The sequence below is a fragment of the Bradyrhizobium sp. 141 genome, from assembly GCF_023074055.1.
Taxonomy (GTDB): Bacteria; Pseudomonadota; Alphaproteobacteria; order Rhizobiales; family Xanthobacteraceae; genus Bradyrhizobium.
On the sequence record NZ_JADPKR010000082.1, the window covers coordinates 282,034 to 305,212 of the forward strand.

Genomic DNA, 23,179 nt, shown 5'->3' on the forward strand with positions numbered 1-23,179 from the left:
CCGGCTAGTCTGGCCGTTACGACGGATTGGGTTCACGCGCATTTCCGCAGCCCAAAGGCATGATGCCGCCCTGTCGTACCGGTGCAAGCCCGGTATGTCCCCAAATCCAATCTGCTTTCAAAGGGACATCAAAGATGGCTTCCAGCCTGCTTACCAACTCCGCTGCAATGACTGCGCTCCAGACCCTCCGGAATGTCAGCGCCAGCCTGCAGACGACCGAAAACCGCATCTCGACCGGCCAGCGCGTCTCGACCGCTTCGGACAACTCTGCCTATTGGTCGATCGCGACCTCGATGCGCGCCGACAACGCCGCGCTCTCCGCCGTCTCCGACTCGCTCGGTCTGTCGGCCGCGACCGTCGACACCGAATACACCGCTCTGAACAAGGTCATCGGTGACCAGAACTCCGGCCTGACCAAGCTCCAGGCGCTGCTGGTCGAAGCCAAGACCGCCGGCATCGACCGCACCAAGATCCAGGCTGAAATCACCCAGATCCAGCAGGACATGAAGAACGTGGCGAACGCGGCGACGTTCAACGGCGTGAACTGGCTGAGCACCAACGCCTCCACCCCGGCGACGGTCAACCTGGTGTCGTCGTTCTCGCGCGTCGGCGGCACGCCCACGATCAACACCATCACGGTGACGGTGGCCAACTACTCGCTCTACACCTCGACCACGACCGGTATCCTGGACACGGTCAGCGGCAGCGCGTCGGTCAACACCATCAGCATCGGTGCGCTGACCGACTCGGCGGCCGACCAGACCACGATCGACGGTTACATCGCTCAGGTCACCGGCGCGATCAACACGGTCAGCCAGTCCGCCGCCAACCTCGGCGCCATCAAGAACCGCATCTCGAACAACACGGAATTCGTGAAGTCGCTGATGGACTCGGTGGATCGCGGTATCGGCCAGCTCGTCGATGCCGACATGAACGCGGAATCGACCCGGCTCCAGGCGCTGCAGACCCAGCAGCAGCTCGGCGTTCAGGCGCTCTCGATCGCCAACCAGAACAGCCAGAGCATACTGTCGCTGTTCCGCGGCTAAGCGACGGCTTCGAAAACGACCGTGCTCCCTCAGGGAGCACGGTCCCCGCCGTGACCGGCGGACGTGACGGCACGAGACGTGCCCGCAATCACCCCCCGACGCCAGACGTCATACGACGCGCCGCATTCGAGCGCGCTGTCCTGCGCTGTCGCGCGCCCGGTCGTCGGCGCGTTGACGGCAAGCCGATCGCGTCGCCCCCGCTTCTTGTAAAATTGCAACGCCGTGCCTGCGAACTGACACAATCCTGTCCTCGCGCAACCTTCAGACAAGGTTGGCAGCGGAGTGTCCTCACCGTTCGCATTGGTACGAGGTCATATGCTCAGTCGTGCGCAGGTACAGCAACTGCTCAACAATCTGCTGGAGCTTGGGCCGCGACGCCTGATGGCCTTGGGATTGATCGGCTTTGCCGTTCTCGTCACCGTCGTCGGCGGCGCGTACTATTTGAGCCGGCCTGAATTCGAGACGCTCTATACCGGCCTCACCCGCGAAGACGTGACGCGCATGGGTGCGGCGCTGCGCGAGCAGAACATCACCTTCGACGTCAATACGGCCGGAGACGCGCTCTCGGTGCGGCCGAGCCAGACCATGCAGGCGCGGATGCTGCTCGCCGAGAAGGGGCTGCCGACCAGCGCCAATTCCGGCTACGAGCTGTTCGACAAGATCGGCTCGCTCGGCCTGACCTCCTTCATGCAGGAGGTCACCAAGCTCCGGGCGCTGGAAGGCGAGATCGCGCGCACGGTACAATTGATGAAGGGCGTCAAGGCGGCGCGGGTGCATATCGTGATGCCGGTGCGCGGCTCGTTCCGCGCGACGCAGCAGCCGCCTTCGGCCTCGGTCGTGTTGCGCACCGATGGCGCGATCGAAGCGCGCACGGCGCAGTCGATCCGTCATCTCGTCGCCGCCGCGATTCCAGGCATGAGCCGCGACAAGGTGACGGTGCTGGACGCCGACGGCTCGATGCTGCTCGCCGAAGAGGACGAGGCCAGCGCCGCCCCGACCAAAATGGCGAGCCTTCAGAAAACGGTCGGCGGCATGGTGCAGGAGAACATCCGCAAGGCGCTGACGCCGTATCTGGGCCTCGACAATTTCGAGGTCAGCGTCGCGCCGCAGCTCTCCACCGACAAGCGGCAGATCAACGAGACCGTCTACGATCCGGAGAGCCGTGCCGAGCGTTCGGTGCGGAACGTGCGCGAGAAGGAATCCTCGCAGAACGCCGACCGTTCGACGCCGACGACGGTGCAGCAGAATCTTCCCGATCAGCAGGTGAACGCCGGCGGCGGCAAGAACTCCAACGAGGACAAGACCCGCCGTGAGGACGTGACCAATTTCGAGGTTTCGTCCAAGACCACGACGACGGTAAGCGACGGCTATTTGGTGAAGAAGCTCTTCATCGCCGTCCTGGTCAATCGCGCGCGGCTGGTCGCCGATCTCGGTGACAAGAGCAACCAGGCCATCGTCGACAGCAAGCTCGCCGAGATCAGCCAGCTCGCGGCGACGGCCGGCGGACTGGACAAGCAGCGCGGCGACCAGATCCAGGTGACGGCCGTCGATTTCATCGAGGGCTCGCGCGAGCTGGCGCCGGTGCCCCCGATCAGCTTCGTCGAGATGATCAACAAGCAGCTCGGCAGCGTCATCAACGCGGTGACGATCCTGGCCGTTGCTTCAATGCTGGTCTGGTTCGGATTGCGGCCGGCGGTGAACGGCATTCTGACCCATCGCGCGGAGCAGGAGCAGGTCGAGGCCGCCGAGGCCGCGGAGCTCGAAGCTGCTACCGCCCTCGCATTGGCCGAGAGTCAGGACCCCGAGCTCAATCTCGTCGAAGACCTCGAAGGCAAGATGCAGCGAACGCCGCAGAAGCGGCTGGAGCAGATCGTCCGGCTCGATCAGACGCAGGCGGCGGCGATCCTTAAAGACTGGATGCGACGCGAGGAGGCGGCATGAACGCGGCAATCGGAAAGCTCCTGACGCAGTTCGACGCGAACGGCCGGGCCAAGGCACCACCGCCTCCGCCGCCCAGGATCCAGGACGTGCTGACAAGGCCGAAGGAGATCGTGCGCGAGCCTCAACCGCAGCTTCAGGCTCACCCGCAGCCTCTGCCTCAGTCGCCGCCTCCGGCGCCGAAGGCGGAAGCCCCGGCGGCCAATCTCCTGGATGATGCTTACCGGCGCGGCCATGCGGCCGGCGTCGCGGAGGGCGATGCCAGGCTTGCCGAGGAGCGCGTCCGCAGCGCGATCCGGCTCGGCGAGGAGCGCGCCAAATGGTCCGACCAGCAGGCGGTCGCGATCGTCAGCGGCTTCGAGGCGGCTTGCCGCGAGATCGAGACCAACATCGCAAGCTCCGTTGCGCGGATATTGCTGCCGTTCCTCGCTGACGCGGTCCGCGACAAGGCGATCGGATCGCTGGTCGAGCAGATCGCGGCGCTGACCGGCAACTCGTCGGTGCCGGCGTTCAAGGTCACCGGCCCGAGCGAGCTGCTCGACCTCGTGAAGACACAGCTTGAGGCGTCCAGGCGAGTCGGCATCGAATACGAGGCCGCCGAGGCGCTGGAGGTCCGTGTCGTGGCCGACCAGACCGTGATCGAGACGCAGATCTCGGCCTGGAGCGAACGCCTGAAGGAAGCGCGCCGGTAATCCGCCATGGAAGAGGTCAAACATGAGCTCGTGATCGTCCGCCGGCGCAGCGCCTTCGCAGAGGAGGCGCATCACGGTGGCGTCTGGAAGATCGCCTACGCGGACTTCATGACCGCGATGATGGCGTTCTTCCTGGTCATGTGGCTGCTCAACGCGCTCAACCAGGACCAGAAGCAGGTGGTCGCGAGCTATTTCAACCCGATCCAGCTCGCGGAAAATGCCCCCGCGCCGAAGGGCCTGAAGAATCTCTCCAAGAAGGAGCCGACGTCGTTCGAAGGCCAGGATGGCAAGCGCCAGCCGGCCGGCTCGAACGAAGAACGTCGCGGTGACTCGCCGACGATCGAGAAGCCGGCCTCCTTTGAAGAAAAGGTACTGTTCCGTGATCCCTATGCGACTCTCGCCGAGATCGCGAACAGCGCGAACCAATCCTCGGGCCAGCGGCGCGCCGGCGCGCTGACATCCGCCGAAGAGGATGGCCTCAAGGGCGGCGATGCCTACCGCGATCCCTTCGACCCCGGCTATTGGAAGCTGGCGCCGCAAGCGTCCAAGGACGCGGATCGCATGATCGAGAGCGAGTCCAAGCCGAATGCCTCCGCGCGCGACGGCGCGTCCGGCGCAAATCAGAATGAGCCGCAGGCCCGTCGTGCCAGGGCAGACGATGCCGGCGGAAGCGTGGCTCCGAGCACGGATGCGTCGTCCGCGAGCCTGTCGCCGCTGCTGCCGCCAGGGCCCGCGCCGGCGCAATCGCCACGTGAGGGCAGCGTTCAAGCCAACGCCGCCGCGCAGGCGCGCGGCAACGATACGACGAAGGAGAGCGAAGCTCGCGATGCGGCGCAAACCCATCAGCCGACCGTCAAGCAACTTCAGTCCGCGATCGCGGACGCGCTGTCGGACATCAAGGCCGGCGCCGGGCCGGCGGCCGAGGTGCGTCAGGTCGAGGAGGGCCTCCTGATCAGCCTGACCGACGATGCGAGCTTCGGCATGTTCGCGGTCGGCTCGGCCGAGCCGCGGCCCGAACTCATCCGCGTGATCGACAAGATCGGGCCCCTGCTGACGAAACGCCAGGGCATGATCATCGTCCGCGGCCATACCGACAATCGGCCGTATCGTTCGGAGACTTACGACAATTGGCGGCTGTCGACCGCTCGTGCCCAGATGGCCTATTACATGCTGGTTCGCTCCGGCGTCGACGCGCAGCGGATCGAGCATGTCGAAGGTTACGCCGACCGGCGGCCGAAGCTTCCGAACGATCCCGCTGCCGCGCAGAACCGCCGGATCGAGATCCTGATCCGTGAGAAGCGCCCTTGATCAGGCTGCTGCTCCGCATCGCCCTGCTGCTCCTGCCGTTCACGGCGGCGAACGTGCTTGCCCAGCCCGCGCGCCAGCCGGGCGAGCCTTATGAACTCGTCCGCGCGCTGCAGGCGGTGCAGGACGGGATCGCCAACGGCGACACCGCCGCGCACGGCAGCCACGTCGCGCTGATCCGGCAGATCGGAGATAAGTTTCTCGCCGCCGATCCGGGTGTGTGGAGCAATCCGCAGAACAGCCAGGCCGTGGTCATCTATCTGCTCAGCGGCGGCGCGCCGCAAATCGTCCGCAAGCTGCCGCGCGACAAGATGAACGTGGACGAGCGGCTGTTCAATGGTGCGCTCGCCTATGTCGAGGGTCGTCAAGAGGAAGCGAGGGAGCAGCTCAAGGACGTCAAGCCGCGAACGCTTTCCTCGGGCCTGGGCGGACAGGTCGCGCTGGTTCAGGGCGCGTTGTTCGCGCGTGTCGAGGCATCGTTCGCGATCGAGCGCCTGGACGATGCGCGCCTGCTGCTGCCGGGCACGCTGGTCGAGGAAGCGGCGCTGCGGCGTGAGATCCTGCTGGTGGGGCAGGCGGAGGATTTCGACAAGTTCGAGTTCCTGACGCTGGCCTATATCCGCCATTACCGCAACTCGATCTATGCCGGCGATTTCTGGCAGCGCTTCTCCACGGGCCTGACGCAATCGAGCCTGGCGCTCGACGGGCGCCGCTTTGCGCGGATCGCTGCCCTGCTGGAGCAGATCGATCGCGCGAGCCGCCTCAAGCTCTATCTCGTGATCGCGCGCGCGGCGATGCTGCGTGGACAGCTGGCCGTGACGCGGCTTGCCGGCGAGCGGGCGCTGACGCTCAGCGTCGATGCCTCCGCGGATCGCGAGCGGGCGCATTTCTTTCGCGGCGTCTCGCGCGCGCTCGCCGACGAATATGACGGCGGTCTCGCCGAGCTGAAGGCGCTCGACCGGTCGAAGCTGCCCGAGCGCGACGTCCCGCTTCTGAATGCCACGGTGCAGCTCGCGCTCGACGTTCGCAAGCCGCTCCCGGGCGGATCCGCCGCCGACAAGCCTCCGGCAATGCCGGCGCGTCTCGATCTGGCGTCATCGACCATGACGCTCGCGCGCGCGCAGAAGCAGCTTGGCGAACTCGAACTCCTCACCAGGGACCGCCGTCCATGACCAAGCTCACTGGAACCTCCGGACAGCTTTTCTCGGGTCTCGCCGAGAGCCTCAACATGCGCGGGACATCGCGTGCGGCAAAGAGCGCCGGGGCCAAATCGCAGGGAAGCTCCTCGTTCAACGATCTGCTCCACACCGTCTCGAACCTCGCCAGGCAGGCCCTGAACGATGACGGCAGCGAGACGACGGCGAAGGCCGGAACGCTGCGCACGCGTCTGGCTCATTCGACCGAGAAGGAGAGGACGAAGGACGCGACGGTGCACGAACGCATCGCGGCGTCCGAGCCAGCAAAGTCCACGGAGGAGCGTTCCGACAAGAAGGCCGACAGATCGTCGGACAAACAACGTCCGGTCGATCACGCCGCGGACGTCCAGGACCAGTCAGGCATGGCCGTCGTAATCGGGCAGGAGATCGCTGCCGCGCCTGCCGTGAAGCCGCAAACGCAATCCGCCGGTAAGGACGCGACCGCGCGCGACGAGCGGTCCTCCACGACAAAGCGCGAGGTTCAGGGCGCGGCCAAGGCGGCGACGGCCGATAGCGCCCCATCCGGTGTCACACCGACCGCCGCGCGCTCGGCGGCAGCGGCTTCGGAAGCGATGGCCGCGCCGCAATCGACCCCGGCGCAAGGCGGTGAGGCATCGAACGCAATGCCCGCGACATCAGGCTTCGAGGCGGTCACGGGCAATGTCGAGCGCGCTGCCAAGGCCTCGGGGCGTGACGCACTGCCCGAGACGACCAAGGTCACCGTGGTCCAGCAGGAGACCCATCTGCCGCCCGCGCAGTTCAACGCCCCGCAACAGGTCGCCAACGCGGTCGTCGCCGAGCTGAAGGATTCAGCAAGCCCTGCCGCGGCCGCAGCACCCGATCTCGCAGCGTCCCAGACCAATGCCCCGGATCAGCCGCTCAAGATCCTGACCATCAATCTCGAGCCGCCCGCGCTCGGCAACGTCACCGTGCGCCTTCGTCTCGTCGGCACTGAAGTGTCCGTCCATCTTGCGGCCGAGCGCAAGGCCACCAGTCAGATGCTGGACCAGCAGCGCGACCAGATCCGCGATCTCATGCAGTCGGCGGGCTACGTCGCCGACGTCGCGCCCGTCGCGCACGGCTCGCTGGACGGATTCCAGAGCGGCTCCGGCCAGTCGCAGCCGCAGCTCTCGGGCCAGCAACAACCCTCGTCGCAATCGCAAGGAACGTTCGGTGGCGCCGGCACGTCGTCGGGACAGTCCGAGGGTGGCGCCAGACAGGCCCGGCAGGAGCGCGAGTCCAACCAGGAGACGCGTCATGACCAGGACATGGGCCAGCAGAATCGTCGCGGCCCTGTTTATCTGTAACACTGGCACCGTGGCAGCGGCGACCGACAACGCGCGCCCGTGCGAGCGCGAGATGGCGCGCGCGGCCCAGCAGCACGGGATCCCGCTCGGTATTCTCTATGCGGTCGGCCTCACCGAGACCGGGCGGCGCGGCGCGCTGCATCCTTTCGCGCTCGGGGCCGACGGCCAGACCGTGTTCGCCAAGGGCATCGACGACGCAATGGCGAATTTCGAGGCGATGCGGGCTAAGGGGATCAAGTTGATCGACCTGGGTTGCATGCAGATCAACCACTATTATCACGGCGACAAGTTCGCTTCGGTGCGCGCGATGTTCGATCCCGCCAGAAATGTCGACTATGCCGCGCGCTTCCTGAAAGAACTGAAGCAGCGCGAGGGCAGCTGGACCATGGCGGTCGCGCGCTACAATGCCGGCCCCAACAACCAGCCGGCGCAGAAGCGCTACGTCTGTCACATCGTCGCTCATCTCGTCTCGAGCGGTTTCGGCGCCTGGACCGACAAGGCGCGCTCGTTCTGTCAGTCGAAAACGACATGACGACGTGAAGTTGTGCATGGTTCCCAACCATCAGCCCCGCGCAAGCAAGATCCCTCATTGTAACTGCAACCTACCAAAGGAGCCCACTTCATGAGCCTGTATGGTGTTATGCGCACCGGCGTTTCCGGGATGAGCGCGCAGTCCAACAAGCTGTCGACGGTTTCGGACAACATCGCGAACGTCAACACCACCGGTTACAAGCGGGCTTCGACGGAATTCTCCTCGCTGATCCTGAAGAGCGGCTCTGGCAATTACGACTCCGGCGCCGTCGAGACGACCGTCCGTTACGCCATCAGCGACCCCGGACATACCCAGTTCACGACGTCGTCCACGGACCTTGCCGTGCAAGGTAACGGCTTCTTCGTGGTCTCGAACGCCACCAATACGCAGCAGTTCCTGACGCGAGCTGGCTCGTTCGTGCCGGACAGCCAGGGCAATCTGGTCAATGCTGCCGGCTACTACCTTCTGGGTCAGCCCGGCCTCGTGACCAATTTCTCGCAGAACAGCCTGGCGGGAATGCAGATCGTGAACATCGCCCAGGTCTCGCAGGTGCCCGTGCCGTCGACTGCTGGCACCCTGACGACCGGCAATCTGGATCCGAAGGCGGCTGTCATTGCCGGTCCCCCCGGTCCAGCGTCATATTCATCGAAGAGCTCGATCGTCGCGTACAACAACATCGGTCAGGCCGTCACCCTCGACGTCTATATGTCTCACACCGCGACGGCTGCCGGCTCGGATACCTGGCAGGTTCAAGTCTATAATTCCGCGACGGGTACCTCGCTCGCCGCTGCCACCACTTTCACCTTCGACACCACCGCGGCCGGAAAGGGCGCGCTGGCCGCAGCGAGCCCGACGGGTCTCACCGTGACCGTCCCGGGCGGCGCCGCGCTGACCATGGATCTGTCGAACATGACGCAGGTCGGCGCCGACTTCAGCTTCAAGGCGACCGTCAATGGCAGCGTGCCCGCGGCCATCGACAAGGTCGATGTCGACGAGGGCGGCCACGTGACGGCGATCCTCAAGAACGGGCAGCAGCTGACGCTCTACACGATCATGCTCGCCGACGTCGCGAGCCCCGACAATCTGACGCCCGAGCCGGGTAACGTCTATTCGACCAACATGAATTCCGGCAATGCGCAGGCCGGGAATGCCGGCACCGGCGGGCTCGGCACGATCCAGTCCGGCGCGCTGGAAGACTCCAACGTCGATCTCGCGGACGAACTCACCGGGATGATCGAGGCGCAGCGCGGCTTCACCGCGAACTCGAAATCGTTCCAGACAGGCGCCGACCTGCTCGACGTCGTCGTCAACCTGAAGCGCTGAATTCTTCAGCGCTCACCCCGGGCAAGAGCAGATCATGTCCCTTACCGCCGCTCTCGACTCCGCTCGCGCTTCGCTCAAGGCGTCGGGCATCCAGTCGTCGACGATCTCGCGCAACATCGCCGGTGCCAGTGCCGCCGGCTATTCGCGCAAGATCGCCGTGCTGGACAACCTCCCCGGCACCGGCGTCTATGTCGCCGCGATCCAGCGCGCGGCCAGTTCCGGCCTCTATTCGAACGTTCTGACCGCGACGTCGTCGTCCGCCAAGCAGAGCGTGATCTATGACGGTCTGCAGAAGATCGCGGCCGCGACGGTGGACGATCCCGAGCTCGATCAGTCGCCGACCGCCCAGCTCAACAAGCTCAAGCAGGCGCTGCAGCAATACGCCAACTCCACCGACAATGCGACCCTGGCGCAGGCCGCCGTGACGTCCGCCAAGGACATGGTGACCACGCTCAACCAGGCTACCAAGACGGTACAGTCGGTCCGGGAGGGCGCGGACGCCGACATGGCGACGTCGGTCGCCAACATCAACCAGCTCCTCACCCAGTTCCAGACCGTCAACACCGCGATCGTGAAGGGCACGATTACAGGCGACGACGTCACCGACTATCTCGACCAGCGCGACAGCATCGTCTCGAAGCTGTCGCAGGAAGTCGGCGTCACCATGTCGCTCCGTCCCAATGGCGATGCGGCGCTCTATGCCGACAGCGGCGTCGTGCTGTTCGACAAGACGGCGCGTACAGTGAGCTTTGCGCCGACCAACGCCTACACCGCCGGCACCACGGGCAATGCCGTCTTCATCGACGGCGTGCCGGTGACCGGGGCCAACTCCGTCATGCCGCTCAAGTCCGGCAAGCTCGCCGGCCTCGCCCAGCTGCGCGACAAGGACACGGTCACGTATCAGAGCCAGCTCGACGAAGTCGCGCGCGGCCTGATCGATGCTTTCAAGGAACGCGACCAGTCGGCTGTCCCGACGCTGGCGGACAGGCCCGGTCTGTTCACCTATCCCGGCGCACCGGCGATGCCCGCGAGCGCCACGATCTCGGTGGGCCTCGCCGGTACGATCGCGGTTGCCGCGTCGGTCGATCCGGCCGCAGGCGGAAACCCGAACCTGCTGCGCGACGGCGCGATCAGCGGCGTTCCCGCGTACAATTACAACACGACCGGCAACGCCGGCTTCTCGACGCGGCTCCAGCAGCTCATCAACAACATGAACGCGCCGCAGCCGTTCGACGTCACGGCTCAAGGCAAGCCGAGCGGCAGCGTGATCGAGTTCGCCTCGTCCTCGGCGAGCTGGATCGAAAGCCAGCGCAAGACCGCCGACGACAACGTCCAGTACCAGAACACGCTGCTCGACCGCAGCACCGCGGCGCTGTCCAACGTCAGCGGCGTCAACATGGACGACGAGATGTCGTTGATGCTCCAGGTCGAGCGCACCTATTCGGCGTCGTCGAAGATCATTTCTACCGTCGACGAGATGTTGCAGAGCCTGCTGGCTGCCGTGGGGAATTAAGTCATGATGAGCGCCAACTACATCTCGACCCTGATGCTGTCGTCGTCGTTGAGGTCGTCGATCACGAACAACCAGGCCGCGCTGACCAAGGCCTCGAAGGAGGCGACCACCGGCCGTTTCGCCGATGTCGGCCTCGAGCTCGGCACGGGGACGGGCCGCGACGTGGCGCTGCGGGCCGATTTCAACTTCGCCGATCAGCTGGTCGACACCAACGAGCTGGTTTCGGGACGCCTCGACGTGACCCAGAACCGGATCACGCAGCTCGGCACGACCGCCTCGGAATTCCTCAAGAACCTGATCGCGGCCCGCGACGCCGACAGCGGCGCGAAGATCATCCTGCCGAGCGCCTCCGCCAACCTTCAGGACCTCATCGGCGCGCTCAACGTCTCCTACAATGGGTCGTATTTGTTCGGCGGCATCAATACGCAGACCGTGCCGGTCACGAACTACACGGTCGGCTCGCCCAGCAAGAACAGGGTCGATGCGGACTTCCTGGCGACGTTCGGCTTCTCGCAGTCTGCGGCCGGCGTGAGCACGATCACGCCGGCGCAGATGCAGAATTTCCTCGACAACACGCTCGACCCTGAGTTTGCAACCCCGGCCTGGAACACAAACTGGTCGTCGGCCACGGATCAGACGCTGTCGAGCCGCATCTCCACGACCGAGGTGGTCGACAGCTCGGTCAGCGCCAACCAGCCCGGCTTCCGCAAGCTGGCCGAGGCCTACACCATGCTCACCGACCTCGGTAACACCAGCCTGAGCAAGGACACGTTTCAGGTCGTCGTCGACAAGGCCATCGGTCTCGTCAGCGGCGCGATCAACGATCTCGCCGTGCTCGGCGGTACCGTCGGCTCGATCCAGCAGCGGGTCACCGGCGCATCCGAAAAGCTGAAGATCCAGAAGGACATCCTCAACAACCAGATCGTCAAGATGGAGGCGGTCGATCCGACCGAGGCCTCGGTCCGGGTCAACACCTTGCAGACCCAGATCAAGACGGCGCTCGCGCTGACCTCGCAACTCCAGCAGATCAGCCTCATCAACTATCTCTAGAGTCGGGGCTCGCAACCTTTGTCCTGTTATTCGGTCTCCTGCGCAGAGTGGTTCTGATGACGTTTGAAGCCTATGAAGCGGTCGTCGACGAGAGTGGTTTTGAGGCGCGGGGCCGCGAGCGGCAGGCGCTCAGCCTTGGCATCGACCGGCTCGAGCGTCTCCAGAAGGGGCGCTTCAGCCTGGAGGATCTGGTCGAGAGCCTGCTCTATGTGCGGCGGCTGTGGACCATCTTCATCGAGGATCTCTCGCACCCGGAAAACGGGCTCCCGGACAAGCTGCGCGCCGACATCATCTCGATCGGCCTGTGGGTCGTCAAGGAGGCCGACCGCCTTCGCGAGGAGAGATCGAACGACGTGATGCAGCTCATCGAAATCAACCGCCTGATCCGAGACGCTCTTTGATGAAAGTCTCCTTGCGGGCGGGCGAACGGATCTACATCAACGGCGCGGTGCTTCGCGTGGACCGCAAGGTCTCCGTCGAGCTCGTCAACGACGTGATGTTCCTGCTCGAAGGGCAGGTCATGCAGGCCTCCGACGCCACCACGGCGCTGCGGCAGCTCTACTTCATCGTCCAGCTCATGCTGATGAACCCGACCGACATCCGCGATGCCGCGGCGCTCTACGCGCAGCATCACGCGGCCCTGTGTGCCGTGTGCGAGAGCCGCGAGATGCTGGACGGACTTGGCGCGGTTGATGAACTGGTCGAGGCGACCCGCTACTTCGAGGCGCTCAAGCGGATCCGGGCCCTGTTCCCGGTGGAACAGGCGATCCTGGCTGGCGCCGCGACCCATTCCCCATTCGAGGCCGCCTGACAGCGGAGAGCTACATGAACGTCACCAGCGCGACCGACACGACCGGCAAGTCCAGTTCGACCGGCTCTACCACGACGACGTCGAGCAACGGCGTCGACTACAACACGTTTCTTCAGCTTCTCGTCGCCGAGATGAAGAACCAGGATCCGACCAATCCGATGGACACCTCGCAATATATGAGCCAGTTCGCCCAGCTCTCGACGGTCGAGCAGGCGATGCAGACCAATTCGAAGCTGGACGCGCTGCTGTCCTCGCAGTCGTTGTCGCAGGCCAACGGCCTGATCGGGAAAACCGTCAGCTTCACCGACTCCACCGGTGCCAGCTTCAGCGGCAAGGTCGTTTCGGTCGCCATCAACAGCGACGGCTCCATCGCGACCCTCGAGAACGGCACGAAGGTCGCGGTCGGGCCCGGGCTCACGATCAGCCAGTCATGAACGAACGGGACGCTCTCGATATCGTCCAGGCGGCGATCTGGACCATCATCGTCGCCTCCGGGCCCGCGGTCGGCGCCGCGATGCTGGTCGGCACCGCCATCGCGCTGATCCAGGCCCTGACCCAGATCCAGGAGGTGACGCTGACCTTCGTTCCGAAGATCATCGTCATCCTGCTAGTCGTTGCCGTCTCCGGCTCCTTCATCGGCGCGCATCTCTCCACCTTCACCGAGATGGTCTATTCGCGGATCGAGCACGGCTTCTGATCCGGACAGGTCCGGCCACCACCCTCGCGTAAGCTTTGCGCGGCAGATTGCGAACCGGACCCCTCTGCCGGTGACCCATGGCCGATACGTTAGCTGCTAGCCTGCCGACCCCACGACGATTGGGGGCCGACGCTTTCTTCGCCGGCGGGATCGTGGCCATGCTCACGATCCTGTTTCTGCCGATCCCGCCCATCCTGATCGATCTTGGCCTCGCCTTCTCGATCGCGCTGTCGGCGCTGATCCTGATGGTCGCGCTGTGGATCCAGCGACCGCTCGACTTCTCGGCTTTCCCGACCGTGCTGCTGATCGCGACGATCCTGCGGCTGGCGCTGAACGTCGCGACCACCCGTCTGATCCTGTCGCGCGGCGGGGAGGGCGAGCAGGCCGCCGGCCACGTCGTTGCCGGCTTCTCGAAGTTCGTCATGGGCGGCGATTTCGTCATCGGCCTGATCATCTTCGCCATCCTGGTCACGGTCAATTTCGTCGTGATCACCAAGGGTGCGACGCGTATCGCCGAAGTCGGCGCCCGTTTTACCCTGGACGCCATTCCCGGCAAGCAGATGGCGATCGACGCGGACCTGTCCGCCGGCCTGATCGACGACAAGGAAGCCCAGCGCCGGCGCCGCGAGCTCGAGGAAGAAAGCGCGTTCTTCGGCGCCATGGACGGCGCCTCGAAATTCGTCCGCGGCGATGCCATCGCCGGCCTGCTCATCACCGCGATCAACATCTTCGGCGGCATCATCATCGGCGTCACCCATCACGGGTTGACCCTGTCGCGTGCCGCCGACGTCTACACAAAGCTCTCCGTCGGCGACGGTCTGGTGTCGCAGATGCCGGCGCTGATCGTGTCGCTGTCGGCGGGCCTTCTGGTCTCCAAGGGCGGCACCAGGGGGTCGGCGGAGCAGGCGGTGCTGCGGCAGCTCGGTGGCTATCCGCGCGCGGTGTCGGCCGCCGCGCTGATGATGTTCGTGCTCGCCTTGATGCCGGGGCTGCCGTTGGCGCCCTTCGTGCTGCTTGGCGGTGTCATGGCCTTCGTCGGCTATTCGCTGCCGAGGCAGCAGGCGGCCCGCGAGCGCAAGGAGGCGGCCCTCAAGGCTGACGAGCGTGCCCAGACTGAGGCCAAGGATTCCGTCAAGGAGCAGCTCAAGACCGCCGAGATCGAGCTGGCGCTCGGTGGCCATCTTTCGGTCCATCTCCTGGGCTCGCGCACCGAGCTTGCGCACCGCGTGGCCAAGATCCGCAAGAAGTTCGCCAAGCAGTACGGCTTCGTCGTTCCCGAGATCAAGCTCACCGACAATCTGTCGATCGATCCCAAGAGCTACCAGATCCGGATCCACGACACCCGCGTCGCCCATGGCGAGCTCAGGCTCGGCGAGGTGCTCGTGCTGGTCGACAAGGACGGCAAGCCCGACGTGCCGGGCGAAGAGGTGATCGAACCCGCTTTCGGCATGAAGGCGTTGTGGGTGACGGAAGCCTTCACGGACGAAGTCAAGCGGCAGGGCTGCAAGCCGGTCGACAATCTGTCGGTGCTGCTCACGCATATGAGCGAGGTGATCCGGGCGAACCTCGCCCAGCTCTTGTCCTACAAGGACATGCGCGCGCTGCTTGATCGGCTCGATCCCGAGTACAAGCGCCTCGTCGAGGATCTCTGCCCGTCGCAGATTTCCTATTCGGGCCTGCTGGCGATCCTGAAGATCCTGCTGGCCGAGCGCGTCTCTATTCGCAATCTTCATCTGATCCTCGAGGCGATTGCCGAGATCGCGCCCCATGTGCGGCGCTCCGAGCAGGTCGCGGAGCACGTGCGGACGCGGCTTGCCCAGCAGATCTGCGGTGACCTCTCCGACAATGGCGTGCTCAACGTCGTGCGTCTCGGCAACCGCTGGGATCTCGCGTTCCACCAGAGCCTGAAGCGCGACGCCAAGGGCGACGTCGTCGAGTTCGACGCCGATCCGCGCTTGATCGAGCAGTTCGCGACCGAAGCCAGCGCCGCGATCCGCAAGTTCACCGAGAGCGGCACCAGCGTCGTGCTGGCGGTGACCCCTGAAGCGCGCCCCTATGTCCGGATGATCCTGGAGCGGGTGTTCCCGACATTGCCGGTGCTGTCGCATGTCGAGGTCGCGCGCAGTGCCGAGATCAGGGCGCTCGGAGCGGTATCGTGATCAGCGGCCTTGCCGACAGCGTGCTGGTGACGTTCATCGTGTTCTGCCGCATCGGCGCCTGCCTGATGCTGGTGCCCGGCTATTCCAGCGTCAACGTTCCGGCCCAGGTCCGCCTGTTCGTCGCGCTGGTCACGACGTTTGCGCTGGCGCCGATCCTGATCGCGGTGCTGAAACCTCTCACCGACAACGCGGCGCCGCTGACGCTGGCGCTCCTGATCTGCTCGGAGCTCCTGGTCGGCAGCGTCATCGGGCTCGGCGGGCGGGTGTTCTTCCTCGCGCTCCAGACCATGGCGACCGTGATGGCGAGCGCGATCGGCCTGAGCAACATCCCGGGGACGCCGGTCGCCGACAGCGATCCGGCGCCGGCGCTGGTGCCGCTGATCATGGTGTCCGTCACCACGCTGTTCTTCATGACCGACCAGCATTGGCAGGTCCTGCGCGGGTTGATGAACTCCTACGACGTCTGGCATCCCGGCAGCAGGCTCGGCGGCGGCATGGCGCTCGACCAGCTGGTCGGCCGCCTGTCCGAGGCGTTCGTGCTGACGCTGCGGATCACCAGCCCCTTCATCGTCTATTCGGTGATCGTCAACCTGGCGGTCGGCCTGATCAACAAGCTGACGCCGGCAATTCCGGTCTATTTCATCTCAGTGCCCTTCGTGCTGTTCGGCGGCTTCCTGCTGCTCTATCTCACCAGCGACGAGCTGCTGACGCAATTCATGCTCGGCGTCTCGTCCTGGCTGGCGGAGTGACCGCTCATGGCCTCGCGCGCGGACAAGCTCGGCCGGATGGTCTCGCTCGTGAAGCTCCAGCTCCGGCTGTCCGAATGGCAGCTCGCGCAGTTGCGGCAGCAGGAGAGAAGCCTGCAGGACGAGCAGGAATGGCTGGTCGGTGCCCTCAACGATGGCAAGCCGCCGGCGGGCTCGTCGAGCGAATCGATCGCGCGGCGCTTGAACCGGACGAGCGTCGGCGCGCGCGAGGTTCAGGCGCAGGCCGCGCAGCAGCTCGACCAGGTTCGCAGCGAGAACCGCCGCGTGAAGCAGCTCGAGCAGGTCGCGAAGGCAGCGCTGGCCGACAAGCTCCGCGACGCGGAGAAGCGGGTCCTCGAGGAGATGACGGGACGAAGCCCTGCCGTGCGCGCGTGGACGCCGCGGCCAGCCAACCGGAACAAGACATGATCGTGACAGCGACACCCGACCTCGTTCTCGACGTCCTCGAGGCCGCCGATCCCGTGACGCAGCGAGCAGCGACCGCGAAGCTCGATGCGCTGAAATCTTCCGACGCCGACTTCGCCGCCACGATGGATGCGGAGGCCAGCAAGGCCAAGGCGGCGGCCGCGGATCAATCCGCGACGAAAGTGTCCGACGCGCAGTCGAGTGCGGTGAACGGCCCGCCGGTGCGGGTGATCAAAGCGCCGGCATCCGGCGAGGTGTACCGGAAGTTCGAAGCCTTCATCCTCCAGACCTTCGTCGAGACGATGTTGCCGAAGGAATCGGAGGAGGTCTTTGGCAGGGGCACGGCCGGCGGCGTCTGGAAATCGATGCTGGCGGAGCAGCTTGGCAACCAGCTGGCAAAGGGCAAAGGCATCGGCATCGCCGAGCGGCTCGCCGCCGCGCATCCGCCGGCACCGAACACTGCTGGCAAAGCCGGATGACGGTCCGCGAACGGGTGACAGAAGTTGAAGGGTGAATTTCCTATGCAGGCACAAGAAGGCGCGGCGGCCATGATGATCGAACGGCCGGTCGCTGACATCGAGGCGATGACGACGGAAGCGGCAGCAGCCGATGCGCTGCTGCCTGTGCTGCTGCCTATCGTGGGCAGCGAAGTCGTGGTCGACGGCGCGGATGCGGCGAGGTCAGACGAGGTGCGCGGCCTGCTGGCGGCAATCCGCCGGCTCGAGAGCATCGTCGAGGAGGAGACGGTCGCGCTCGCGACCGGTCAGAAAATCGATTTCGACGACTTCAGCGCGCGCAAGAGCCGGAGCATGCTCGAATTCGTTCGCCTGATGCGGGCGCGGATGCATCTCGGCGGCGAAGTCGAGGTCACCGAGGAGATCCAGCGGCTGCGCGAGAAGCTCGAGCGCAATCGCTCGATCCTCGAAATGCACTACGATGCGGTGCGCGAGGTCGCCGGCATCATCGTCAAGGCGATCAAGGAGGCCGAGTCGGACGGCACCTATACCGGTCGCGCAGCACAGGACGGAAAATGATCAGACTGGTGCTGGCTGGGCTCTGGGTATGCATCCTCACCGCGGGCACGAGCTATGCCGTGGCCTATTGGAAGGAAAACGGCAGCCTGCTGCCGGCAAAGGACGAATATCTCGACGGGCTGCAATACCAGAAGACGCGGGCCCTGAGCGTGCCCATGGTCGAGAACGGCAATGTGCAGGGCTATATCGTCGCGCGCTTCGTCTACACCGTGGAGGCGCGGACCATGCACCAGCTCAACGTTCCGCCGGAGCCGTTCGTCGTCGACGAGGCCTTCCGCAGGATCTATGCCGACGACCGTCTCGACTTCAGGAAGCTCGCCCGCTACGACCTTTCCGTCCTGACCACGGCCATCAAGCAGCGCGTCAACGAGCGGATGCAGGCTGAAATCGTCCAGGACGTCCTGGTCGAGGACTTCAACTACGTATCCAAGGAAGAATTCCAGTCGAAGCCGTAGCGCGCGTCGCAGCGTTCTTGCGTTTGGGAGCATTTCCCTGCGGCCATCCTTCGAGACGCCGCTTGAAGCGGGCTCCTCAGGATGAGGGACGGAATGCGTGGTAGCAGCCTCAAGGGGCACAGTGCTGCTTAGCCTCATCCTTGAGGAGACCGCAGAGCGGTCGTCTCGAAGGACGAGGCGCACGCTCGAGCGGCTGCCTGCCGCCTCTACCGCCAAAAACTGCAACGGCCGCCGCGAAGGTGCTTCGCGGCGGCCGTTGCAGGTTTCGTGGCAGGCTCGCGCCGCCTCAGTTTCCGGCCGGGTACGCCGCCGGGACGGCATGCGCCCTGTTGAGGAGGATGCCGACCTCGTCGAGCTCCTGCATCGGCACGTCGATGGTCTCGCCGGCCGGGATGTTGAGGCGGTACCCGACGTAGCGCCGGGCGACGATCGCGTCGAAGCCGAGGCGGTCGCGGAGCTTCTTGCGCAGCTTGCTGACGTGGCTCTCGATCACGCTCTCGTCGAAAGTGGACTCGAAGATGCCGTAGACCGCGTTGAAGATCTGCGTCTTGGTGATCCACTTGCCGTGATTGCTGACCATATATTCGAGAATGCGCAGCTCGCGGCGGGGCAGGGTGAGGGCGTGGCCCGCGATCTCGGGGTCACGGCCGTTGAAGAAGACCTGGATCCTGGTCTCGCAGGGCCTTGGCAGCTCGCCCACCCGGCGGCGCGCGATCGCGGCCGTTCGGGCGAGGATCTCGCGGAGGTGTATCGGCACGTGCACGACGTCGTCGACGCCCGATTCGAACAGCTCAAGCGTGTTCTTGAGCATTTTCTGGCCGCTCACGGCGATGATCGGAGCAGAGGAACGCTTGCGCATCGCCCGCGGCAGGCTTCCGCGGGCGTCGCAATCCCCGAGGAGGAAGGCGTCCACGGCTGCCAGATCCGATTCGCTCGCGGATTGCAGCCAGTCCCAGAATTCCCCGGAGGAGAATCCGATCGACGATACGCCTTCGCGAACGAGCCCTCCGACGTAGCTGTTCGCGACGCTCTCGCGATCATCAACGATAATATACATCAGTCTTTCGCCCCTGTTTCGCAACTGTTGCGGCCGGTTGGTTATTGTGATGCCCCGGCTCGGCAACGATGCTGTTTGACGACATTCCTTCCCGCGAACCGTTGTTATGGTTTCGATATTCGCGGGCAGCCCTACGCATTCAGTGCCTGCGTCTTGCAGGCCTGGTACTTCGACTCGATACTGAACGCTTACTGCGTGAGGCTCGGCGGGTGTCTTACGGATCACCTCGCGGAGCGGATTGAGAAACGACCTAGACCAGTTGCGCCAAGTTGCTCATCGCGTCCGAACACCACTGAAACTGTGTCGATCTCCTCGCCAACGGACGAGAATCACTTGACTAGGACCGTAACGATTGCCGATTCCCGATCAAGCGTGCGCCACAAAGCGATTGCTACGTGTGCTTGATGCTGTTGGTTTGTTTCGGGTTGTTTCTTGATATATTCAATCGCATCAGTTGATTTAGTAACTAAACTAGTTCTGCGCCGTGATGGGTGCATGGTTCCGCATCCCCGTACAATTACAGCTATTTTGGGTGGTGCTGGGGGTCACGCATATTGAGTGGTTTTCAACCCGGGATTGACTCTCTCGCGCGCCTTTCCGCGTGCGACAATTCGACTCACGTGTAGCGGCGAGACTCCAGCTTGGCGAAATCTTGGCGAGTGTGTGTCTTTCGAGTCGCACTCTCGCCACGTGCATGGCGCGTTTAGGCCATGTCACGTCGCATCGCGCGTGATGAAAATCTTTGGATGCGCACGTTTCAGGCAAGCTTCGGCAAATAACGTCACCGTTCGACAGATCGAACCGAACGGAGCATTTTCACATGTTGTCCGATGGACAAGCTCGTCCCAACGCGACCGCTGATGTTTCCGCAACGGCTAAGCCTGCTCCCGAGCCACGCGATACAAAGGACAATACGGCGCACGCGACCAAGCCCGCTGCGGGCGGAAAGCGTGTGTCGGCCGCGGCGAGCGACGAAGTTCTCGCGAAGGAGGCGCTCGAGGGGCTGAAACGTATTCGCGCCAAGGCACGTCTCGACAAGATGGCGATACCCAAGCCCACGCCGACCGTGATCAAGCCGGCCGTGATCGTAGCCAAGCCCCCGCCGCCCCGTCCGACATGGGTTGCGCCGCTCGCAACATTGGCGGTCGCCGCCATGCTTGTGGTGTGCGCCTGCACCGGCGTGATCGCCTATCTCGCCACGCAGCCCGCCCAGAGCAACGTTGCGGCGAATACGGAGATCAGAAATCTGCGCGAGACCGTCGCGCAATTGCGCAAGCAAATGTCGGGCGTGTCCGAAAATCTCGATGGCCTGCGCACCGCGGTCGATCAATCGAGCAAGGCGACCAATGACCGATTCGGCAGGTTCGCCGAGAACCTGGACCGCATCGAGCGGGTGAGTTCGTCCTCGACGGTGAAGCTCGACAAGCTCGCTCAGGCTCAGGTCCAGGCACCGGCACAGGCACCGGCACCGGCAATGGTGCAATCGCAGCCCTCGTCGCAGCAAGGGCCGATGATGGCCTCGGTCGCAGCGCCCGAGTTCACGGGCTCGGTGTCTCCGTCCGAGCGCGCCTCGGCGCCGCGGAAGGTGATCAAGGGGTGGTCGGTCCGCCAGGCCTACGAAGGAATTGCGATCCTGCAGAGTCCGAACGGCGTCATCGAGGCCGTGCTGGGACAGCAGGTGCCCGGCCTTGGCCGCATCGAGGAGATCAGGAACGAGAACGGGCGTCTGGTGGTGGAGTCGAGCGGGGGCGTCATCTATTCGTCACGCAAGGCGACGCCCTGATCGAACGCCCACTTCTATTGGCGGTGGTGCTCAAAGCTGGTGCATAGCAGATCGACCTCCGCCTCCGCGATCGGCGAGCGGAACAGGCGGCAGCTGAATTCGGCCGGCGCCTTGCTGTCGGTGGTGATGCGCTCTTCCCGAAGGAAGATGCATCGCTTGCAAACGTCGGTATGATGCCGCTGCTCGGCCGCGTCGGACTGATCCAGCACGTGACGGAACGTGTCGCGGAAGCGGATCTTGACCTCGTCGTCGAGGACGGCAATCGCCTCGACGAGAACGCTGACGGGGTCTCGCACCAGGAACTTCTTGCCCTGCTGCGTCACGCTCAGCATCACCGAGCGCTTGTCGGTGGCCGAGCGTTTTCGCTCGAGATAACCGAGCCGCTCGAGCTCCCCGATGATGAACGAGGCGGTCCCGCGCGTGGTTCCGACGTAACTCGCGAGCGCCGAAGGCGTCCGGGAAAAGCGGTTGGCGCGGGAGAGAAATCGCAGCGCCATCCACTCGCGGTCGCGCAAGCCGTGCTTGGTGCCTTCGAACCACAGGATTCGTGCGACCTGCTCCAACAGTTCAATCGATTCGCGAGCCAAATTCATTTCAGTTCCGGTCGGATAAAGCTTTATTCAATTGAGCCTTGAGTAAGCGCAATTCGAGTGGACGAGAACGAAGTCCGCGTGGCCCTCGTCCGTTGCCGGACGGCGGGCCGCGCGTGGGGAAGACGCTCTCCGTTGCCGGAGATGGAACTTCCGGACGTGGAACTAGAGCGTCACAAAGAAAGTTCGAGTAAATCGCACGGCTCAAGTCATCTGAAAATTTCAATCAAATGATGGTTGTTCGCGTGGTGGATTCCGATCGCGCGCAGCATCCGGGCAACATGATTCATCGTTGCGACCACCATCGGGCCCATTTGTTGCGGGAGACCGTTTCGAATGGCGCGAGGGAGCGAAGTGTCCGCAACGTCTGACCGTGCGGGGAGTGGCGGAAGAACCCCCATTTTCGGTTAATGGATGTTGCGTTGCAGCGCGGCCACGCGGTTAAATCGGACACACGATCAATCCGGAAAGCTCGCGCATGGCCCAAGCCGCCTGCTCGCAGGCTGGTGACTTGCGTTTCCCCGGCAACTATTGGCGAATGCGTCGCCCTCGGGGGCACGATAGGCAGCAGCAAGGGACTACCGATGAGCTTCGAAACCACCATGACGTCCGACGTCGTCGGATTGACAAAAGTCGCCCCGGTCTCGCGCCGTGGATTCATGAGCGCCACCGCGGCAGTCGCCGCCGGTTACACGCTTGCGGCCGGGCCCGTGCGCGCCGAGGTGATCGCGACCGACACCAATGGTCTCCAGGCTGGCGATGCCAAGATCAAGATCGGCCCCGAAGAGATGCCTGCCTATTTCGCCCGTCCTGCCGGCAACACCAAGGCGCCGGTGATCATCGTGGCGATGGAGATTTTCGGCCTGCATGAATACATCAAGGACGTGACGCGGCGCCTCGCCAAGCTCGGCGCCTTCGCAATCGCGCCCGACTATTATTTCCGCAAGGGCGTCGATCTCACCAAGGTCACCGAGATCAAGGATCTGCTACCGGTCGTCAATGCCAAGCCGGACGCCGAGCTGCTGTCCGATCTCGACGCGACGGTGGCGTGGGCGGGATCGAAGGGCGGTGACACCGCCAAGCTCGGCATCGTCGGCTTCTGCCGCGGCGGCCGCACGGTCTGGGAATATGCCGCCCACAGCGGCACCCTCAAGGCAGGCGTTGCCTTCTACGGGACTTTGGTCGATCCCGAAAATCCGCTGTTGCCGAAGAGCCCGATGCAGCTCGCGGCCGAGATGAAGGCGCCGGTGCTCGGCCTCTACGGCGGTGCCGACACCGGCATTCCCGTCGCGCAGGTCGAGCAGATGAAGTCCGCGCTCGAGCAGAACAAGAAGACGGCCGAGTTCAAGATCTACCCCGAAGCGCCGCACGGTTTCCATGCCGATTATCGCGGCAGCTACCGCAAGGACGCGGCGGAAGATGCTTGGAAGCAGGCACAGGCCTGGTTCAAGAAGTACGGCGTGTTGAGCTGACGCTGAATTTTGCGAGGACGGCCCGATCCGCCGCCCTCGTCTTCACC

24 protein-coding genes are annotated in these 23,179 nt (G+C 64.5%); 22 read left to right on the top strand and 2 right to left on the bottom strand.

The annotated features are described in order from the left end of the window. Positions 1 to 134: 134 nt before the first annotated feature. The 20 genes from IVA81_RS24695 (at position 135) to IVA81_RS24790 (ending at position 18,230) form a co-directional block, all read left to right on the top strand. Positions 135 to 1,046 (top strand): flagellin, encoded by a 912-nt coding sequence (locus tag IVA81_RS24695; RefSeq protein WP_247322785.1) that lies wholly within the window; start codon positions 135 to 137, stop codon positions 1,044 to 1,046. A gap of 315 nt (positions 1,047 to 1,361) precedes the next feature. Beyond that, positions 1,362 to 2,987 carry a flagellar basal-body MS-ring/collar protein FliF gene (gene fliF, locus IVA81_RS24700; RefSeq protein WP_246928812.1) on the top strand — a complete coding sequence of 542 codons (1,626 nt, stop codon included), beginning with the start codon at positions 1,362 to 1,364 and terminating at the stop codon, positions 2,985 to 2,987. Next, a complete protein-coding gene (locus IVA81_RS24705) occupies positions 2,984 to 3,676 on the top strand; it encodes a hypothetical protein (RefSeq protein WP_247322786.1) in 693 nt (230 codons plus the stop codon). The genes fliF and IVA81_RS24705 overlap by 4 nt, the downstream gene beginning before the upstream one ends. A 6-nt stretch (positions 3,677 to 3,682) precedes the next feature. After that, a complete protein-coding gene (locus tag IVA81_RS24710) occupies positions 3,683 to 4,984 on the top strand; it encodes a MotB family protein (RefSeq protein ID WP_247322788.1) in 1,302 nt (433 codons plus the stop codon). Next, entirely contained in the window at positions 4,981 to 6,153 is a 1,173-nt protein-coding gene (locus IVA81_RS24715) for a chemotaxis protein (protein ID WP_247322790.1), read from the top strand. The genes IVA81_RS24710 and IVA81_RS24715 overlap by 4 nt, the downstream gene beginning before the upstream one ends. After that, entirely contained in the window at positions 6,150 to 7,484 is a 1,335-nt protein-coding gene (locus tag IVA81_RS24720; RefSeq protein WP_247322792.1) for a flagellar hook-length control protein FliK, read from the top strand. Before IVA81_RS24715 ends, IVA81_RS24720 begins: the two co-directional genes overlap by 4 nt. Beyond that, positions 7,435 to 8,016, top strand: coding sequence for a transglycosylase SLT domain-containing protein (locus IVA81_RS24725; RefSeq protein WP_247322794.1), 582 nt, complete (start codon positions 7,435 to 7,437; stop codon positions 8,014 to 8,016). Before IVA81_RS24720 ends, IVA81_RS24725 begins: the two co-directional genes overlap by 50 nt. A gap of 90 nt (positions 8,017 to 8,106) precedes the next feature. Beyond that, the gene (locus IVA81_RS24730) at positions 8,107 to 9,339 is read left to right on the top strand and encodes a flagellar hook protein FlgE (RefSeq protein WP_247322797.1); all 1,233 of its coding nucleotides are present in this window, start codon (positions 8,107 to 8,109) and stop codon (positions 9,337 to 9,339) included. Positions 9,340 to 9,373: 34 nt separating this feature from the next. Next, positions 9,374 to 10,852 (top strand): flagellar hook-associated protein FlgK, encoded by a 1,479-nt coding sequence (flgK, locus tag IVA81_RS24735; RefSeq protein WP_247322799.1) that lies wholly within the window; start codon positions 9,374 to 9,376, stop codon positions 10,850 to 10,852. Positions 10,853 to 10,855: 3 nt separating this feature from the next. Further along, entirely contained in the window at positions 10,856 to 11,902 is a 1,047-nt protein-coding gene (locus IVA81_RS24740) for a flagellar hook-associated family protein (RefSeq protein ID WP_247322801.1), read from the top strand. Between the two features lie 56 nt (positions 11,903 to 11,958). Beyond that, positions 11,959 to 12,303, top strand: coding sequence for a flagellar biosynthesis regulator FlaF (gene flaF / locus IVA81_RS24745; RefSeq protein ID WP_167767411.1), 345 nt, complete (start codon positions 11,959 to 11,961; stop codon positions 12,301 to 12,303). Next, positions 12,303 to 12,713 (top strand): flagellar biosynthesis repressor FlbT, encoded by a 411-nt coding sequence (flbT, locus tag IVA81_RS24750; RefSeq protein WP_246929184.1) that lies wholly within the window; start codon positions 12,303 to 12,305, stop codon positions 12,711 to 12,713. Before flaF ends, flbT begins: the two co-directional genes overlap by 1 nt. A 14-nt stretch (positions 12,714 to 12,727) precedes the next feature. After that, positions 12,728 to 13,147, top strand: coding sequence for a flagellar hook assembly protein FlgD (gene flgD, locus IVA81_RS24755; RefSeq protein ID WP_247322803.1), 420 nt, complete (start codon positions 12,728 to 12,730; stop codon positions 13,145 to 13,147). Continuing rightward, positions 13,144 to 13,410 carry a flagellar biosynthesis protein FliQ gene (gene fliQ, locus IVA81_RS24760; RefSeq protein ID WP_028160754.1) on the top strand — a complete coding sequence of 89 codons (267 nt, stop codon included), beginning with the start codon at positions 13,144 to 13,146 and terminating at the stop codon, positions 13,408 to 13,410. Before flgD ends, fliQ begins: the two co-directional genes overlap by 4 nt. Before the next feature lie 77 nt (positions 13,411 to 13,487). Further along, a complete protein-coding gene (flhA, locus tag IVA81_RS24765) occupies positions 13,488 to 15,569 on the top strand; it encodes a flagellar biosynthesis protein FlhA (RefSeq protein WP_247322804.1) in 2,082 nt (693 codons plus the stop codon). Further along, positions 15,566 to 16,318 (top strand): flagellar biosynthesis protein FliR, encoded by a 753-nt coding sequence (fliR, locus tag IVA81_RS24770; protein WP_246926175.1) that lies wholly within the window; start codon positions 15,566 to 15,568, stop codon positions 16,316 to 16,318. The genes flhA and fliR overlap by 4 nt, the downstream gene beginning before the upstream one ends. A 6-nt stretch (positions 16,319 to 16,324) precedes the next feature. Then, on the top strand, positions 16,325 to 16,744 hold the full coding sequence (locus IVA81_RS24775; protein ID WP_247322805.1) for a hypothetical protein: 420 nt from the start codon (positions 16,325 to 16,327) through the stop codon (positions 16,742 to 16,744). Then, complete coding sequence (locus IVA81_RS24780) at positions 16,741 to 17,220, top strand: rod-binding protein (RefSeq protein ID WP_247322807.1); 480 nt, start codon at positions 16,741 to 16,743, stop codon at positions 17,218 to 17,220. The genes IVA81_RS24775 and IVA81_RS24780 overlap by 4 nt, the downstream gene beginning before the upstream one ends. 42 nt (positions 17,221 to 17,262) lie before the next feature. Continuing rightward, positions 17,263 to 17,775, top strand: coding sequence for a flagellar biosynthesis protein FlgN (locus IVA81_RS24785; protein ID WP_247322809.1), 513 nt, complete (start codon positions 17,263 to 17,265; stop codon positions 17,773 to 17,775). Continuing rightward, entirely contained in the window at positions 17,772 to 18,230 is a 459-nt protein-coding gene (locus IVA81_RS24790) for a hypothetical protein (protein WP_246926182.1), read from the top strand. Before IVA81_RS24785 ends, IVA81_RS24790 begins: the two co-directional genes overlap by 4 nt. A gap of 286 nt (positions 18,231 to 18,516) precedes the next feature. Here the strand turns inward: IVA81_RS24790 and IVA81_RS24795 are convergent, their stop codons facing one another. Beyond that, entirely contained in the window at positions 18,517 to 19,287 is a 771-nt protein-coding gene (locus IVA81_RS24795; RefSeq protein ID WP_063201546.1) for a response regulator transcription factor, read from the bottom strand. Positions 19,288 to 20,107: 820 nt separating this feature from the next. Between IVA81_RS24795 and IVA81_RS24800 the strand changes: the two genes are divergently transcribed. Next, the gene (locus IVA81_RS24800; RefSeq protein WP_247322810.1) at positions 20,108 to 21,070 is read left to right on the top strand and encodes a hypothetical protein; all 963 of its coding nucleotides are present in this window, start codon (positions 20,108 to 20,110) and stop codon (positions 21,068 to 21,070) included. 14 nt (positions 21,071 to 21,084) lie between these two features. Here the strand turns inward: IVA81_RS24800 and IVA81_RS24805 are convergent, their stop codons facing one another. Then, complete coding sequence (locus tag IVA81_RS24805) at positions 21,085 to 21,663, bottom strand: MarR family transcriptional regulator (RefSeq protein WP_247322812.1); 579 nt, start codon at positions 21,661 to 21,663, stop codon at positions 21,085 to 21,087. A 581-nt stretch (positions 21,664 to 22,244) separates the two neighbouring features. Between IVA81_RS24805 and IVA81_RS24810 the strand changes: the two genes are divergently transcribed. After that, entirely contained in the window at positions 22,245 to 23,132 is an 888-nt protein-coding gene (locus IVA81_RS24810; protein ID WP_247322814.1) for a dienelactone hydrolase family protein, read from the top strand. The last annotated feature ends 47 nt before the right edge of the window (positions 23,133 to 23,179 follow it).